The organism is Myroides sp. N17-2 (assembly GCF_002286775.1).
GTDB lineage: Bacteria > Bacteroidota > Bacteroidia > Flavobacteriales > Flavobacteriaceae > Flavobacterium.
In genome coordinates this window covers 117,080-132,131 of the sequence record NZ_NSGJ01000001.1, presented here as the reverse complement: position 1 = coordinate 132,131, position 15,052 = coordinate 117,080, and the positions used below count along the sequence as shown (strand labels likewise).

Below are 15,052 nucleotides of genomic sequence, written 5' to 3'. Positions count from 1 at the left end.
TACTATGGATACAGAACAAGATCAATTCGGCCTTGAATTAGATGAGACTACCGCTGAAGGAGTATTCTCTAATTTAGCGATTATCAATCACTCTAGTACAGAGTTTGTGGTTGATTTTGTGACAGTAATGCCAGGTATGCCTAAAGGTAAAGTGAAATCTAGAATAATCTTGACGCCGCAACATGCTAAAAGATTAATGAATGCTTTACACGAAAATGTGCAACGCTATGAAAGTAGTAACGGACCTATAGTAGATTTAGAAGCTTCTAGTGAGCTATCATCTATAAAGTTTGGCACTAAAGGCGAAGCTTAAATCAAACAATATCGTTGAGCAATCAACAACTAAAAAGGTCTACAGCGATGTAGACCTTTTTTATTTAAGGAGGTTTTGATATTCTTCTTTATAGATTATGGCTTTACTAAATTTTGAAATAAAACCTCCTTATTATTTTTTAGATTAACTAATGAGCTAGTATTTCTTTGTATTCCTTCAACTGGTTTATTATTGTATGATTGTCATTTAAGATGCTTTCTAATTTCTCGATATACGTATTAGTCTTAATGACTAGAGCTTGATGCTTATCTTTTTGATCTTCCCTTTTGTATAGTATAGCTAGTCTTAGATTAGTTTCTATGTACTGCAGATAAAGATTAATACCGATCTTAAGATGTGCTTTATAAGAAGTACATAGTAGTTCTAATCGACTAATAGCTTCTACGTAATGATAAATTGCACTATTGTTATCCCCCTTATCTTCTTGCTCTAGAGCTAACTTCTGTTTTAACTGATAACTATTCTCTAGATGTTGAATACACTCTACACTCATTTCTTCAAGTTTTGATTAACGAAGTCCCAATTAATAACTTCCCAAAAGGATTGGATGAATGCAGGTCTAGCATTTCTGTGATCTATATAATACGCGTGTTCCCATACATCTAGTGTAAGTAGAGGTTTTTGATTATGTACTATAGGCGTATCAGCATCTTTTAAGCTGACTATTTCCAAAGTATTTGCCTGAGTAAGTACTAACCATACCCATCCACTTCCAAAAAGCTTAGTAGCTGCTTCTGTGAACTTATCTCTTAAGTTATCTAGTGTACCAAAACTCTGTGTTATTAACTCTAGTAACTCTTCATTTGGCTTACTACCTATCGTAGGAGTTATAGAGTTCCAGAAGAAACTGTGGTTGTAATGTTGAGCAGCATTGTTAAATAGTGCCATCTCTCCCCCGTTGAATGATTTGGTGATAATGTTCTCTAAACATTCATCTGCCCATTTTGTGTTTGTTATTAAATGGTTAAGGTTATTTAAGTAGGTCTGATGATGTTTACCGTAGTGGTAATTAAACCCTTCTTCTGAAATGAAGGAATTGAAAGATTTTTTATCATATGCTAAATCAGGTAGTTTGAATTTCATTTGTTTTATATTGAAAATTAGACAAGGCTAAATTAATTATTTAGTCTCGACTAAAAAAGTATAAAGCACACTATTTTTACTTTACAATTAGATAATATTGATTTACCGTTTAGTAATGGTTATTAATTGTGACTGTATTTGACATTTCATTCTTTTGTGATGGTATTATATCTGGGATATGTAATACTAATAACACCACAATTTTTAGTAATGAAAAAAGTTAGGCGTAATTGTCATCAAGTTTGTTTGATTGTAGCAAGTATGTTTTTATTGCAATCAAGTTCTTTATTTGCTTCTAGTACTACATCAGTTGTCACTGAAAGCATAAGTACTAATTCAGTTTCTTCTTATAGAGAAAATAGTACATCAATAATAAAAGGAAAAGTAATTGATAATTATGGATTGCCACTACCAGGAGCCATTGTTCAATTAGTTGGTACGAAAGAAATCGCCTCTACAGATTTAGATGGAGTTTTCACGCTATCTGTTTCGGATTCTTTCTCGATGGGTGAAGTGTTAGTCTCTTTTATTGGTTTTCAAGATCAAAAAGTTAAAGTCACAAAAGGAAAGCACGTAGATGTAACGTTGGTTGAATCTACTGATATGCTTAATGAAGTAGTGGTTACTGCACTTGGTATTAAGAGAGAAGAGAAACAACTTGGTTTCTCTCAACAGACTTTGAATAGTGAGCAATTAGAAAATTCTAGATCTAACACTTGGTCTGATGCACTAAAAGGTAAAGTAGCGGGAATGACAATGACTTCTGCTAGTTCAGGGCCAATGAACTCAACTCAAATCAAACTGCGTGGAGATCGTTCTTTGAATTCTAATGCCAATGGTGCTTTAGTAGTAGTAGACGGGGTTATCGTTAATAGTACTTTATGGAGTAGTGGAGCAGGTGACGCATATATAGGGACGGATGCTCCAGTAGATTATGGTAATGGTATATCAGACATTAATCCTGATGATATAGAGAGTATATCAGTGCTTAAAGGACCAGGTGCAGCTGCTTTGTACGGAGCACGAGCTAGTAATGGTGTATTAATGATCACTACTAAGTCAGGAAAGAAAGATAAGGGACTAGGGATAACATTTAACTCTGATGTAAGCTTTGACGTAATTCAGAGATGGCCAGATTATCAATATGAGTACGGTCAGGGATCTGGGAAAAGTTTTAATAAAGCAGGTGATCCATATTACTCTTATGGATTATCTGAAGACGGAGCTAACACAGGAAGTACAAGTAGCGCCTTCGGACCTAAATTTGACGGACAATATTATTTCCAATATGACCCAACAACAGAAGGACAGGGAGCAGAGAGAACACTGTGGAAGCCGTATAAGAATAATATTAAAGACTTCTGGAGAACAGGTATGACTACTACTAATAGTCTGGGGTTATCTGGAGGAAGTGATAAAGGAGATATCAAAGCTACTGTAACGCATTCTAAGAATGAATGGATAATGCCAAATACAGGATTTGATAGAACGACTATCTCTACTAAAGCGAAATATAAAATATCTAATGCCGTAACAGCTAATGCTAATATTAGCTATACGAACAGACAGAGTGATAACTTACCAGGGACAGGATATGGTAACCATACGATAGGTTACTTTATGATCTTTCAGAATCCTAACGTTGACTTAGATTGGTATAGACCGATATGGAAGAAAGGATATGATCAAGTAGATCAGATACACCCTTTCAGTTCTTATATAGAAAATCCTTTTCTAATCGCACACGAAACTACAAACCCAGTAAACACTAACACTATAACAGGTAGCTTATCGACTGACATTACTTTCACACCTAAATTAAAATTAATGATTCGCGGAGCATTAAACTCACGTAATGATAAACGCGAACAAAGAAGACCTTATAGTACAACCAAATTTGGTAAAGGATACTTTAAGACACAACAAATTAACTTCCAAGAAATCAATACTGACTTCTTATTAACTTATACAGAGAATACCTCTGATGTATTTACATACAGCGCGTCTGTAGGAGGGAATATGTTAGACTCTAAATATCACAGTGTATCTGCTTATGTAGATGGCCTAGTGACTCCAGGAGTATATATGTTAGCGAATGGTATTAATAACCCTATTACTACTGTTGATGATGATAATTATAAAGTGAACTCTATCTATGGAATGGCATCTTTTGGGTATAAGAATATGGTGTTCTTAGACGCTACTATTAGAAACGATTGGTCAAGTACATTACCTAAAGAGAGTTGGTCTTTCTTATATCCATCTGTGAATGCTAGTTTTATTCTGAATGATATTTTTAGAATGCCATCTGTGATTGACTATTCTAAATTAAGAGTATCTATTGCTGAAGTGGGGAATGGTACTAGACCTTACCAAACTTTAAAGTATTATTCTAACAGTGCTTTTGCTAGTTCTGCTACCTCACCGACGACTTTACATAACACAGACTTAAAACCTGAGGTAACTAAATCAATAGAATTTGGTTATGAACACAAGATGTTTAAGAATAGATTAGGCTTTGACGTTACTGTTTATGAAACAAATACAAAGAATCAAATTATAACTGTTCCTTTAAATTATGTGACTGGATATAGTAAAGCTGTGATTAATGGAGGGGATGTACGCAACAGAGGGATAGAAGTTACTTTAAATGCAACACCTGTTAAAACAAAGAACTTCTCTTGGAATACATCTGTGAACTGGGCGAAGAATAAAAATGAGATTAGAAGTTTAGCTGATGGATTTGACGGTGGAGATCAGCAGGTATTAGCAGAGTCTGGTACAGCGTCTATTATCGGAAAAGTAGGTGGTACTACAGGAGATTTATACGGATATAAGTTTGTACGTAGTAGCGATGGTCAGATAGTATATACTAATAAGGGATTGCCAGAACAGTCTAAAGAACTAGAGTACATCGGTAGTGCTTATGCTGATTGGACGATGGGGTGGACGAATACCTTCAAGTATAAAGGATTTAGATTTAGTTTCACGTTAGATGGTCAGTATGGAGGTAATGTATATTCTCAATCTCACCATAAATTAAGTGAACAAGGTAAACTAGAGCATACTTTATATGGTAGAGAACAAGGTTTTATTATTGGCGATGGTGTAGTGCGTAATGGCGATGGTACATTCTCTCCTAATACAACTAAAGTGAACCCAGCAGATTATTATGGAGAATATTATAGAAGAGCAAACTTAGAGTCTAACACATTCGATGCTTCTTATATCAAGTTAAGAGAAGTAAGTTTAGAATACAGTTTCTCTAAAGAGACATTAACTCGCCTAAGACTAAAGAAACTTAGTGTTTCTGTATATGGAAGAAATTTGGCGATGTTATCTAACTTCCCTCTTTTTGACCCTGAGACAGCTGCTTTAAATGGAGGTAGTATGATGCCTGGAGTAGAAATGGGGCAGATGCCTTCTGCTGCTACTTATGGATTTAATATCAAACTTGAGATCTAATATTTTACAATCAAAGAAATGACAATCAAACATATATTTTTAGGTATTGCAACTACGATGTTATTGACAACTAGTTGTACCTCTGATTTTGAAGAGAAGAACATTGACCCAAATAGATTACAACAGATCAGCCCTGCTACACTACTTAATCCTATTATCTATGAGGTAGGTAGTCATAATATGTACAGAAGCTGGTCTCATAATAACCACTTAATGCAAGATATCGTGGTATATCCTAGTGAGGTACCAGGGTTACAGCGTTATGATCTAAGTGATGATGTAGGTGCATCTTCTTGGAATGCATACTATAGATGGATGAAGAATGCTAAGGATATGGAAGCAGAAGCGATAAAGGCTGGTGATGTGAATTATCAAGCGATTGCTATTACACTTAAAGTATGGGTTACAGCTAATCTTACTGATATATTCGGTGCTGTACCTTATTTTGATGCTTCTAAGGGAGATGAAAAGTTGCTATACCCAGCATTTGATGACCAAGAGAAGATCTATGATAGCCTACTAGCTGACTTAGAGAAAGCTAATGCGCTATATGATGTGAAGCGAAAGATGATATATAATCCAGATGTATTGTATACTGATTCAGCTACATATTGGTCAGATTGGCAAAAGTTTACGAACAGTTTACACCTGCGTTTGTTATTGAGGATTTCTAATAAGACAGAGAAGAATTCTTACCAACGTATGTTGACGATTATTAATGATCCAGTGAAATACCCGATTATTAATGATGTAAAATCTCAAGCTAATCTTAAGATTACAGGAGTTACTCCTAATGTTTCGCCTTGGAGTCGTGTGCAGGATTTTACACTTAGCCGTAAGATGGCTTCATTCTTCTTAGACAACTTAAATGACTTTAAAGATCCTCGTTTACCTCTATATGCTACAGAAGCTTATAGAGTAGAAGGTAAGAATAAAGTGATAATAGGATATAAGGGAATACCTAGTGCTTTTGATGGTAACGATTCTCAGTTTAATTATGAGGCATCGACTCTTAATAATATTATGGCTGCTAACCCTACAGAGTCTCCTGTCTTAACGTATGCCGAAGTACTGTTTATGAAGGCGGAGTTAGCACAGAAGGGATATCTACCAGGTGCTGAGTCATATTATAAAGAAGCAGTAAAACTGGCTATTACCTCTAAAGGTCTAGTAATGCCTACTAATTATTTTGATTTAGAAAGTACGAAATATAACGGGACGTTAGAGCGTATTATGTTACAGAAGTATTATGCTTTATATATGAATGATTATCAACAGTGGTTTGAGTATAAGCGTACAGGATACCCTGTGTTACCAAAGACCAAATCAATGCTTAATGAAGGTAAGATGCCTAGTCGTTTCCCTTATCCTATCTCTATTCGTACGCAAAACAAAACGAATTATGAGAAGATAGTATCTCAAATGGGAGGGGATAATATCAATTATAAAATGTGGTGGCAAAACTAATAACAAAGGAGTATTATGAGTTCAAGACGTAATTTTATTAAGAATATAGCGCTATCAGCAGGAGCAACTTCTTTGATTTCAATGAATACAATCACTGCATCAGCATCAGAAGATCTAGTGTTGGTAGAAGGCAGTTCAGCTAATTTTAAGGCTATCAAAGTTGAAGGGCGTGTAGTCACAAATGGCAAGGGAATTAGCAATGTTAGTGTATCTGATGGAACTCAGGTGGTATTAACGGATAAGAATGGCTATTTCTCTATCATAACACATAATCAGAGAGAGTTTGTGTTTATCTCTATTCCATCAGGTTATGAGATTAAACAATTGGCTAATGGTTCGGCTGATTTCTTTTATCGCATTAATAAGACGAAGACTACTAATACAGTTGAGTTTACTCTTAAACCAGTAGCAGAGTCAGATATAAACCATCACTTTTTAGTATTAGCTGATCCACAAATCCAAAAAATTGAAGAAGCAGAACAACTATTGACAGAATCAGTTCCGGATATGCAGAAGACTATTGCCTCGTTAGGCAGTACGAATGTATTCGGTATCGGATGTGGTGATTTGATATGGGATAAGCACGAGTTGTTTGAAAAATACAATCAAGCCGTGAAGAACTTGTCTATACCATTCTTTCAAGTTTTTGGTAACCACGATGCAGATCTAGGTCAGCGCAGTGATGAGAAGACACATACTACATTTAATAACCTTTATGGACCACAATATTATTCGTTTAACAGAGGGGAGATTCACTATGTGGTTATAGATGATGTATTCTTTATCGGTAAAGGAAAAGAGTATATAGGGTATATCACAGAAGAACAATTGGCTTGGTTAGAACGTGATTTAGCAAATGTGCCTAAGGGATCTACTGTTATTGTTTCTCAACATATACCTTCTTATACAGGTTATTTTGAACGAAACCCTACAAGTTCATCTCTTGGAGCGATGGTGAGCAATAGAGAGCATTTATATCAAGTATTAGAAGGATATAATGCACATTTAATGTCTGGACATACTCACTTTAATGAGACTATTGTGATTAAAGATAGATTAGTAGAGCATTGTCACGGGACTGTATGTGGAGCTTGGTGGAGTGGGCCTATTTGTTCAGATGGTACACCTAGTGGATATGGCGTTTACACTGCTAAGGGATCTCAATTAGAATGGTACTATAAAGGAACAAATCTTGATAAAAATATCCAATTTAGAGCTTATAAAGCAGGAGAACACCCTGACTTTAAGGACAACTGGAGTGTGAATATATGGAACTGGGATGCCAAGTGGCAAGCCTATTGGTATGAAGATGGAGTACGTAAAGGGGAGCTAGTACAAGTCACAGGTAGGGATCCGCTAAGTATTAAACTACACGAGGGACCTAAATTACCAGAAAAGCGTAAGTGGGTAGAACCAGAGCTTACAGATCATTTGTTTTTGTTTAGACCTTCTAAGACAGCCAAATCTATTACTATAGAAGTGATAGACCGCTTCGGGAAGGTGTATAGTGAATTATATAGTTTATAATGTTTGCAGGGAGTTCGCGTAAGTGAGCTCCTTTTTTTGTGCTGTTAGTTAGCTATTAACTATTTGTTTTTGAGTTTAGGCAATTAGTGTATCCTCCCTTACATTGAGAAAGAGAGTCTTAGTGAGAAATATTGAAAGAGTTGACGATTTTAGAACAACTTAGAACTGCTCTAGCTTAGATCTGTATTATCTCATTCTTTCTTTTCCTCCATCATGTTTAAAACCTCTAGTATCGATCGCGCTTCTTCTATGATTTCTTCATTAGGTAGATCAACTTGTGCTTTAGGTTCTGTGTTTTTAGCCTGCTTGATAATGTCTTTATTTACTTTGCGGATATAGCCAGGTGGAGTCCATTTTTTTACTTTCTTATCTTCGGTAGTAGTAATTGGAGGCGGGGTAGTTTCCCTTTCTTTATTATTCTGCTTTAAAGGCGGGGTAGAGTCTCCTTCTTTAGGAGTATTCACTTCTTCTAGATACTGTTTTAAGGCTATTTCTCGTGCTTGTTCGATAGGAATAACTTCTGTTACTTCTGTTACTTCTTGATTCTCGTTCTCTTGTTCTGTTATATTATCGATGTATTGTGTCTGTACCTGATGTAGTTCGTTTGGTACTGTATTCCCTGCTTCCAGTTCCTGGTTTTTATCTTTTTGTTCCCCGTTTCTTGTTTCCTGTTTCTCTTTTTCTAACTCTATAATTCCGTGAAAACAGCTTGTGCTGTTGACACTGCCATCAGCCGCTTTCCACATACTCCAGAAGTAGACAGTACCCTCAGCCCAATTAGTAGGTATACTGAAGTGAGCATACTTATCTACTCGATTTCCCACATTTGGTATTGCTGTGAACTGGTCTAATGTCTCGTTATACAGCATCATCGTCAGTTGATCTGTATTAAGCGTTAAGGCGTTAATCAATCCATTTTCCCATTGGACTTTAAACTTGCCTGTTTTTAGTCGATTGATTTTCTTGATTACAGCGGGAGCAAGGTTTCCAATAGATAACAAAGCTTCTTCTACTTTGATATGTTGTTCTCCATTACTTAAGCCAATACCTTGAGTCATTAACCTAGAGATCATCTGCTCTTTACCTGCTATCCATTTTTTACCCTTCAGCACAGGTGGGCAATTGGCATTGACAAATTCCCTAAACTTACTTGCAAATGTTGAGACCAAGCTCATCTTATCCCATTGAAGCAATTGCTTCATTGTTGGTTTTTTGCTTGACTTGCGAGGTTTAGCGCGGATGTAATTTACTCCTCTCCACGTTGCACCAACTACTGTTCCTACTTTGCCATTTACTGGACCTAGTATACCCTGTTTGATTTCTGCCATAACTTATGTTTTTTTGGTTTTTCGTGATTTTGGTTTTTTGTGAGATTGAATAGCAATTTGCCATATCATTCCCGTTTTGTAATATATAAAAATCAGCATACCAAGTACATAAGTAGCGAGAAATATTTATAGGCTGTTCAGCCCTTAGTGACACTGTCTTGATGGCTGAATGCGAATTAATTAGACGTGATAAAAGCTTAAAATATTTTCATTTTCAGTCAGATTTCTTCTTATACAGACGCTAATTCGATTTAAAATTATTGGCGCATTGGAGCAGAATAAGAGTAGAATGAAAGCTGAATTCTTGGAGAAATAATCTTTATCGCCTGTTATTGTCCTATCATTCTCCTATAATTGTCCTAGGATGGGGTAACGAGGTGCTTATATACTGAGGTGAAAGGGTGTTAGATGTATTACAATAAATCAGAATTTTTATTGTAATGTGTTGTTTATTAGTATGTTATTTGTTTTTTTTTTTTCTAAAATAAAAACTGAAGATATTTTTAGATTAAAGCCTGCTAAAGAGTCTAGAGGGGCATTGGAAGATAAAAACAAGGAAATAAGTACCTCTAAAAGGGATCTTTTAGAAGCTGAAGGGGTGGGAAAGTAAAAAAAACACTTTAATATTTGAGGAGGGTATTCTAGTGAAGGAGTAGGGTAATAGAGTAGGGTTAGCTATTGATATTGCTATAGATATTAGTGTATTGATGATTTGATGTACTACTAATTAGGATGTTGTTGCTTGAATTTTTCAGGTGACAGTTGTGTATTCTTCTTAAAGAATCTACTGAAGTAAGCAGGATCATCAAAATTTAGTTCAAAGGCGATTTCTTTTATTGTCATTTCACTTGAAATCAACATTCTTTTCGCTTCAAGGATAAGGCGTTCATGTATCAATTGAGTAATTGATTTGTTCATTTTTAGTTTGAGAATTTGGTTTAAGCGTTTAGCTGATATTCCCATATCAGTAGCATAGAAATCAGCATTGCGCTGTTCCTTAAAGTATTGATCAAGTAGTATGATGAACTGATAAATTCGTTTTTGGTTTGTGTCTTGCTCAAGAAAATGCAAGTTGTTAAGGCGAATTAGATTTAATAGATAGACTTTTATCAAAGCTTTTAAAATGAGATAGGTTCCATTGGGATTAAAGTATTCATCTTTAATGAGACTACTTATTTGAAATAGTATATCTGCTGATTCTTTCTCTATGCTTAGATGCGTAGATTGTCCTTGAATATTAAACAGATTGAATACATCTAAGGCATATTCTTTGTCATCTTCCTCTAAGTAATCGCGCTTAAATGCTATAAGATACCCTTGTTTCTTTGTATTAAATGTACTCGCTCTATAAATAGGAATTAAGTGAATATCAACATAAGCATCATTCTCAGAATCAAACTGACAGATAATTTCAAAAAAGGTATTTCTCTCTTCACCGTTCAAATAACTTTCAGGACAGCGTTCTAATTCAAAATATACTATTTTGAGAGGATCTATTTGATGACTGTTTTTCATATGATGACTGATTTTATAAATCAGATAGCTCGATTAAACCTAAGCAAGCTATCTGATGATATAACTAAATTAGAAAATTACTTTCTTTCCTGTTTCTTGCTCATATAATTTAGGTAAAAATAAATTAAAATTACTCATTTCCTCGTGACAGTGTTTACATAATCCTGCTCCTATATGATCAGGATATATTTTTAGGCGAGTTTCTAGATCATTAGTTAAGTCACTGCCTTCAAAATAACCTAACCAAAAACGACTTCTCATCTCACAGCCATATTCAGTATCTCTAATATAATGCACCATTTTAGCAGCATATCCATCCATACCGTCTATTCCTAATCTAGCGTGTATGGCAGTAGCACGTTGTTCTGGAAATAGCGAGACGTCTAATATGTTAGAGGGTTCTAGAAAGTTGATTTTTAGTTTGTGAATTTCTTCTCCACCTAATCTCTCGTGTGCAATGTGTGTACCACCGATGTAGTTACCTGTTCCTCTTTCACCTATCCAGTCACTGTAAATATGGTCGTCTTTATGCCATAATAGATATTGTTCTGTATTCTGTACGTGAGAGAACCACCATTCTATCATTGCTCCATTTATGTTAGCTAGCGATGATCTAGCAGCGACTACTAATAGTCCGTCATCATAGCGTTTCCATCCTGCTTCAAAAGGTAAGTAACCTGGTTTTAAAAGCTCGTTTGCTTCTTCTATTCTCATAAGTTTTTAGTTTTACTTGTTATATTTTGTTGTCATTATTAGTAATAAAATTGTTGTGCAAGCTGATATAATAGTTGCACTTAATAAAGTGAATCTTACTTCAGTCGAAATTTGGGTAATAAAGGAAGATAGAAATTGCCCTCCAAATATTGCCATTGAGTAGTAGCTTAGATTCTTTCCCATATTTTGGGTGTTGCTTTCTTCTATGGTCATATGATTTAATAGGGGAACTGTAAACCCAAAACCTATACCCATAGTTAGACCTCCAATAAACAAAGTGGTGTTCGAAGCAGAAATAAAAAAACAAAATAGCCCTGCTGTGAAAGCTAAAAAGCCAAGGGATAGCGTTAATAAATTAGATGTCCGTTTAACGAAATTAGGCATTTGACTTGCTGATAAAACAGCTATAAGGGATATATAGGCAAGGAAATACCCAGTCTCTGATTCAGAATAATTAAATAATGATGGGAGATATAGGGGAAGGCTAACAAATGCTACAAAGAAGAGAATCATAGCGAGTGTAGAAAATAAAAGTATGCAAATAAGACTTTTAGAAAGCTTATTCTGATTTGTGTTCTCGATAGGATTTTCTAATTCCTTATAGTGTGTCTTGTCTTTTTTTATTGAGATAGAGAGTAATGTACTACAGATTAATCCCAGTAGATAGATCACAAAGGGATATTTCCAGCCTAACTCACCTAGTACCCCTCCAATGCTTAAAAATGTTACACCACCTAGTTCTATTGCCATTCCTTGCCAAGCGATGAGTTTCATTCTTTCTTTACCAGAGAAGAGAATGGCTATTAATCCAGTAGCAGAAGCTTGTATTAATGCTGTGGCAGCACCTAATAGAATTCGATCTAGGATAACTAGATAAGGATTGTTTAAAAATGCACCTCCGAATCCTAATATAGCATAGGGAATTAACCCCCACTTAAGCATCATATAAGCCCCTTTTTTATCAATTAATTTACCTGCAAAGGGGGCAAAAAGGACAACCCCTAAAGAGGGTAAAGTGATTAACCACCCAGGATTTTCTTTAAATCCTAAGTGAAGAGATATTTCGTTTAGTGAAGGAGCTATCACAGTTCCCACCATTATCGTTAAGCTACTTGTCAGTAGTAAAGTGAATATTCCCAATCTTGATATTTGATTCATCTTGTTGTTTTTTGCTTTACAAAAGTCAGTATTAAGAATCCAATCAATAGGTGTAATTATCCCATTGTCTTGTACTTTTTGGAAATTATTTACTACACAGTGATATGAAGTAATTTGTTGCTGAAGGTTTCTCTTTTGTACCTGATAATTAGAAGATAGTGCAAGGCGTAGGCTCTAAGCCTATTTTACTTTTACAGAAACTTTTAACCCAAATAACAGAGGTGAAGATGTCTTGAGTTAGATGGGGGAGTCTTGTGAATTAAGGATTATAAATAGTAATAATATATAAATTATGGAAGCACAGAATAAAATAGAACAAGTAGCGCTTAAGGATATAAATTTACTTTTAGCTGCTAAGCCACTTTATTTAGAAGCAGGTCTTAAGAGATTAGAGAATGGAATGCTACATGTAGCAATGAGAAATAACTTAGTAGGGTGCAAAGGGAAAATGCTAGACTGGTGGTTTACCTATTTTGAAACAACAGAGGATTTGAAACTTTGGCATCCACATGATCATATTGATCACGGGGGATGGGATGAAAAATGGGTAAAACACAAGAATTATATAGGAGCAACTATCCATGCAACAGAAACTTTAGGAGACACCCCACCTGTGTCAGCTACTATTAAGTTTCACGATGCTAAAGATGTTTTTGATCCGACGTTATTAAGTAAAGCTTATGCTGATGGAGAAGTTAGTGCTATTATTTATGGAAGAATAGGTTTTGGGGAGAATACTCCCTTAGATAGTAATGGTGATCCTATCGATGGATATATGCTACATGTTGTTAGAGATACTTTAGAAGGATGTGTGCTGAGAAGTCATTTTTATTTAGGTGCTTCAGGGATAGCAGAGGGACATTTGTTACCAGATGAGATAGGATTTGGTTTAATGGAGCATTGTTATAGTGAGTTTACTTACTTATCTCATAGCTTGCCATCATTATATTATGCTAAAAATCAACATGGAGATAAAGCACCTCTTCTTTGGTAATAACCAGTATTAATAAATAAACGTCATGTAATAAGGTATTGCATGGCGTTTTGTTGTTAAAAGACTTTTCGTTTCTAGACTATGTACTTTGGTTATTGTGGAATTGTCTAAAAGCGTAAAGAAGAGATTTAGTTTGACTATTTATGTCTGTTACTTTATGGCTTATCTTGGGTATTATATTTTAAATGAGCTAGATAATAATTATCGTTTAAATGTTATAGTACTTTTAAAAAGCAATAATGGGCTATTTAGGTTTAGAAAGTAAAAATTAGATGTTTAATTAAAGCGTCTAATTATAAGGTATTGTTAAATTATTTGTTTAAAATCTTATCAAATATAAAATACTTCAAATAAATTTTTCAGTCTAACGTAGATATATTATTTTTGCTTCTCCACAATTAGTGTGGTTAAATGAGAAAGTCTGTATTTTAAACGGAAGACCGTTTATGAAAAGTAAAGTCATATGAGAGAAATTACAAAAGAAGTTTATCTAAAGTGGTATGAAGACATGCTATTTTGGAGAAAGTTTGAAGATAAGCTTGCTGCTTTATATATTCAACAAAAGGTAAGAGGATTCTTGCATTTATATAATGGGCAGGAAGCAGTATTGGCTGGAGCTTTACATGCAATGGACATGTCTAAAGACAAGATGATTACAGCATATAGAAATCACGTTCAGCCTATCGGATTAGGAGTAGATCCTAAGCGTATTATGGCTGAGTTATTAGGAAAAGGAACAGGTACATCACAAGGTTTAGGTGGATCTATGCACATCTTTTCTAAAGAGCACCGTTTCTATGGAGGTCATGGTATCGTAGGGGGACAAATCCCTGTAGGAGCTGGATTAGCATTCGCTGATAAATATTTTGATAGACAAGCTGTGACTATGTGTTACTTCGGTGACGGAGCAGCTCGTCAAGGATCTCTTCACGAGACATTCAATATGGCGATGAACTGGAAACTACCAGTAGTATTTATCGTTGAGAACAATGGATATGCTATGGGTACTTCAGTAGAGCGTACAGCTAACCATACTGATATCTGGAAATTAGGATTAGGATACGAAATGCCTAGTGGACCTGTAGATGGTATGAACCCTGTTAAAGTAGCTGAGGCTATGTACGAGGCTATTGAAAGAGCTCGTCGTGGAGATGGACCTACTTTCTTAGAGATGAAAACATATAGATATAGAGGTCACTCTATGTCAGATGCTCAGCACTACCGTACTAAAGAGGAAGTAGAAGAGTACAAAAAAATAGATCCTATTACGCAAGTATTAGACGTAATTAGAGAAAAAGGATATGCTACAGAGGCTGAGATCGAAGCAATGGATCAAAGAGTAAAAGATCATGTAGCTGAGTGTGAGAAATTCGCTGAAGAATCTCCATTCCCTGATCAAAACGTAATGTACGATGTAGTATATGAACAAGAGAACTATCCTTTTATACCTCACAGATTATAATAATA

12 protein-coding genes are annotated in these 15,052 nt (G+C 35.2%); 6 read left to right on the top strand and 6 right to left on the bottom strand.

The genetic code is table 11. The annotated features are described in order from the left end of the window. The first annotated feature begins 4 nt into the window (after positions 1–4). Entirely contained in the window at positions 5–313 is a 309-nt protein-coding gene (locus CF599_RS00645) for a DUF3467 domain-containing protein (protein WP_121964117.1), read from the top strand. A gap of 148 nt (positions 314–461) precedes the next feature. Here the strand turns inward: CF599_RS00645 and CF599_RS00640 are convergent, their stop codons facing one another. Both CF599_RS00640 and CF599_RS00635 read right to left on the bottom strand, forming a co-directional pair. Further along, positions 462–827 (bottom strand): hypothetical protein, encoded by a 366-nt coding sequence (locus CF599_RS00640; protein WP_121964116.1) that lies wholly within the window; start codon positions 825–827, stop codon positions 462–464. Next, on the bottom strand, positions 824–1,417 hold the full coding sequence (locus CF599_RS00635) for a superoxide dismutase (RefSeq protein ID WP_121964115.1): 594 nt from the start codon (positions 1,415–1,417) through the stop codon (positions 824–826). Before CF599_RS00635 ends, CF599_RS00640 begins: the two co-directional genes overlap by 4 nt. 210 nt (positions 1,418–1,627) lie before the next feature. Between CF599_RS00635 and CF599_RS00630 the strand changes: the two genes are divergently transcribed. Genes CF599_RS00630 through CF599_RS00620 form a run of 3 tightly spaced genes read left to right on the top strand, consistent with a single transcriptional unit; the run spans position 1,628 to position 7,876 of the window. Then, complete coding sequence (locus tag CF599_RS00630) at positions 1,628–4,882, top strand: SusC/RagA family TonB-linked outer membrane protein (protein ID WP_121964231.1); 3,255 nt, start codon at positions 1,628–1,630, stop codon at positions 4,880–4,882. A gap of 18 nt (positions 4,883–4,900) precedes the next feature. Further along, complete coding sequence (locus tag CF599_RS00625; protein ID WP_121964114.1) at positions 4,901–6,349, top strand: SusD/RagB family nutrient-binding outer membrane lipoprotein; 1,449 nt, start codon at positions 4,901–4,903, stop codon at positions 6,347–6,349. Between the two features lie 15 nt (positions 6,350–6,364). Then, positions 6,365–7,876 carry a calcineurin-like phosphoesterase family protein gene (locus tag CF599_RS00620; RefSeq protein WP_121964113.1) on the top strand — a complete coding sequence of 504 codons (1,512 nt, stop codon included), beginning with the start codon at positions 6,365–6,367 and terminating at the stop codon, positions 7,874–7,876. 191 nt (positions 7,877–8,067) lie between these two features. Here the strand turns inward: CF599_RS00620 and CF599_RS00615 are convergent, their stop codons facing one another. From CF599_RS00615 to CF599_RS00600, 4 genes are all read right to left on the bottom strand, one after another. Continuing rightward, positions 8,068–9,204, bottom strand: a complete 1,137-nt coding sequence (locus CF599_RS00615; RefSeq protein WP_121964112.1) for a DUF6266 family protein — start codon at positions 9,202–9,204, stop codon at positions 8,068–8,070. Positions 9,205–9,927: 723 nt separating this feature from the next. Beyond that, positions 9,928–10,719 carry a helix-turn-helix domain-containing protein gene (locus tag CF599_RS00610; RefSeq protein ID WP_121964111.1) on the bottom strand — a complete coding sequence of 264 codons (792 nt, stop codon included), beginning with the start codon at positions 10,717–10,719 and terminating at the stop codon, positions 9,928–9,930. 69 nt (positions 10,720–10,788) lie between these two features. After that, a complete protein-coding gene (locus CF599_RS00605; protein WP_121964110.1) occupies positions 10,789–11,433 on the bottom strand; it encodes a DAPG hydrolase family protein in 645 nt (214 codons plus the stop codon). A gap of 12 nt (positions 11,434–11,445) precedes the next feature. Then, the gene (locus CF599_RS00600; protein WP_121964109.1) at positions 11,446–12,591 is read right to left on the bottom strand and encodes an MFS transporter; all 1,146 of its coding nucleotides are present in this window, start codon (positions 12,589–12,591) and stop codon (positions 11,446–11,448) included. A gap of 292 nt (positions 12,592–12,883) precedes the next feature. Here CF599_RS00600 and CF599_RS00595 point away from each other — a divergent pair, with 292 nt between their 5' ends. Together CF599_RS00595 and pdhA are read left to right on the top strand one after the other, a co-directional pair. Beyond that, positions 12,884–13,585, top strand: a complete 702-nt coding sequence (locus CF599_RS00595; RefSeq protein ID WP_121964108.1) for a DAPG hydrolase family protein — start codon at positions 12,884–12,886, stop codon at positions 13,583–13,585. Positions 13,586–14,048: 463 nt separating this feature from the next. Beyond that, entirely contained in the window at positions 14,049–15,047 is a 999-nt protein-coding gene (pdhA, locus tag CF599_RS00590) for a pyruvate dehydrogenase (acetyl-transferring) E1 component subunit alpha (protein WP_121964107.1), read from the top strand. Positions 15,048–15,052 lie beyond the last annotated feature (5 nt).

Coding starts and splice junctions, on each gene's coding strand:
- CF599_RS00625 (WP_121964114.1), top strand. CDS start 4,901: ATGACAATCAAACATATATTTTTAGGTATTGCAACTACGATGTTATTG.
- CF599_RS00645 (WP_121964117.1), top strand. CDS start 5: ATGGATACAGAACAAGATCAATTCGGCCTTGAATTAGATGAGACTACC.
- CF599_RS00605 (WP_121964110.1), bottom strand. CDS start 11,433: ATGAGAATAGAAGAAGCAAACGAGCTTTTAAAACCAGGTTACTTACCT.
- pdhA (WP_121964107.1), top strand. CDS start 14,049: ATGAGAGAAATTACAAAAGAAGTTTATCTAAAGTGGTATGAAGACATG.
- CF599_RS00640 (WP_121964116.1), bottom strand. CDS start 827: ATGAGTGTAGAGTGTATTCAACATCTAGAGAATAGTTATCAGTTAAAA.
- CF599_RS00615 (WP_121964112.1), bottom strand. CDS start 9,204: ATGGCAGAAATCAAACAGGGTATACTAGGTCCAGTAAATGGCAAAGTA.
- CF599_RS00630 (WP_121964231.1), top strand. CDS start 1,628: ATGAAAAAAGTTAGGCGTAATTGTCATCAAGTTTGTTTGATTGTAGCA.
- CF599_RS00600 (WP_121964109.1), bottom strand. CDS start 12,591: ATGAATCAAATATCAAGATTGGGAATATTCACTTTACTACTGACAAGT.
- CF599_RS00610 (WP_121964111.1), bottom strand. CDS start 10,719: ATGAAAAACAGTCATCAAATAGATCCTCTCAAAATAGTATATTTTGAA.
- CF599_RS00635 (WP_121964115.1), bottom strand. CDS start 1,417: ATGAAATTCAAACTACCTGATTTAGCATATGATAAAAAATCTTTCAAT.
- CF599_RS00620 (WP_121964113.1), top strand. CDS start 6,365: ATGAGTTCAAGACGTAATTTTATTAAGAATATAGCGCTATCAGCAGGA.
- CF599_RS00595 (WP_121964108.1), top strand. CDS start 12,884: ATGGAAGCACAGAATAAAATAGAACAAGTAGCGCTTAAGGATATAAAT.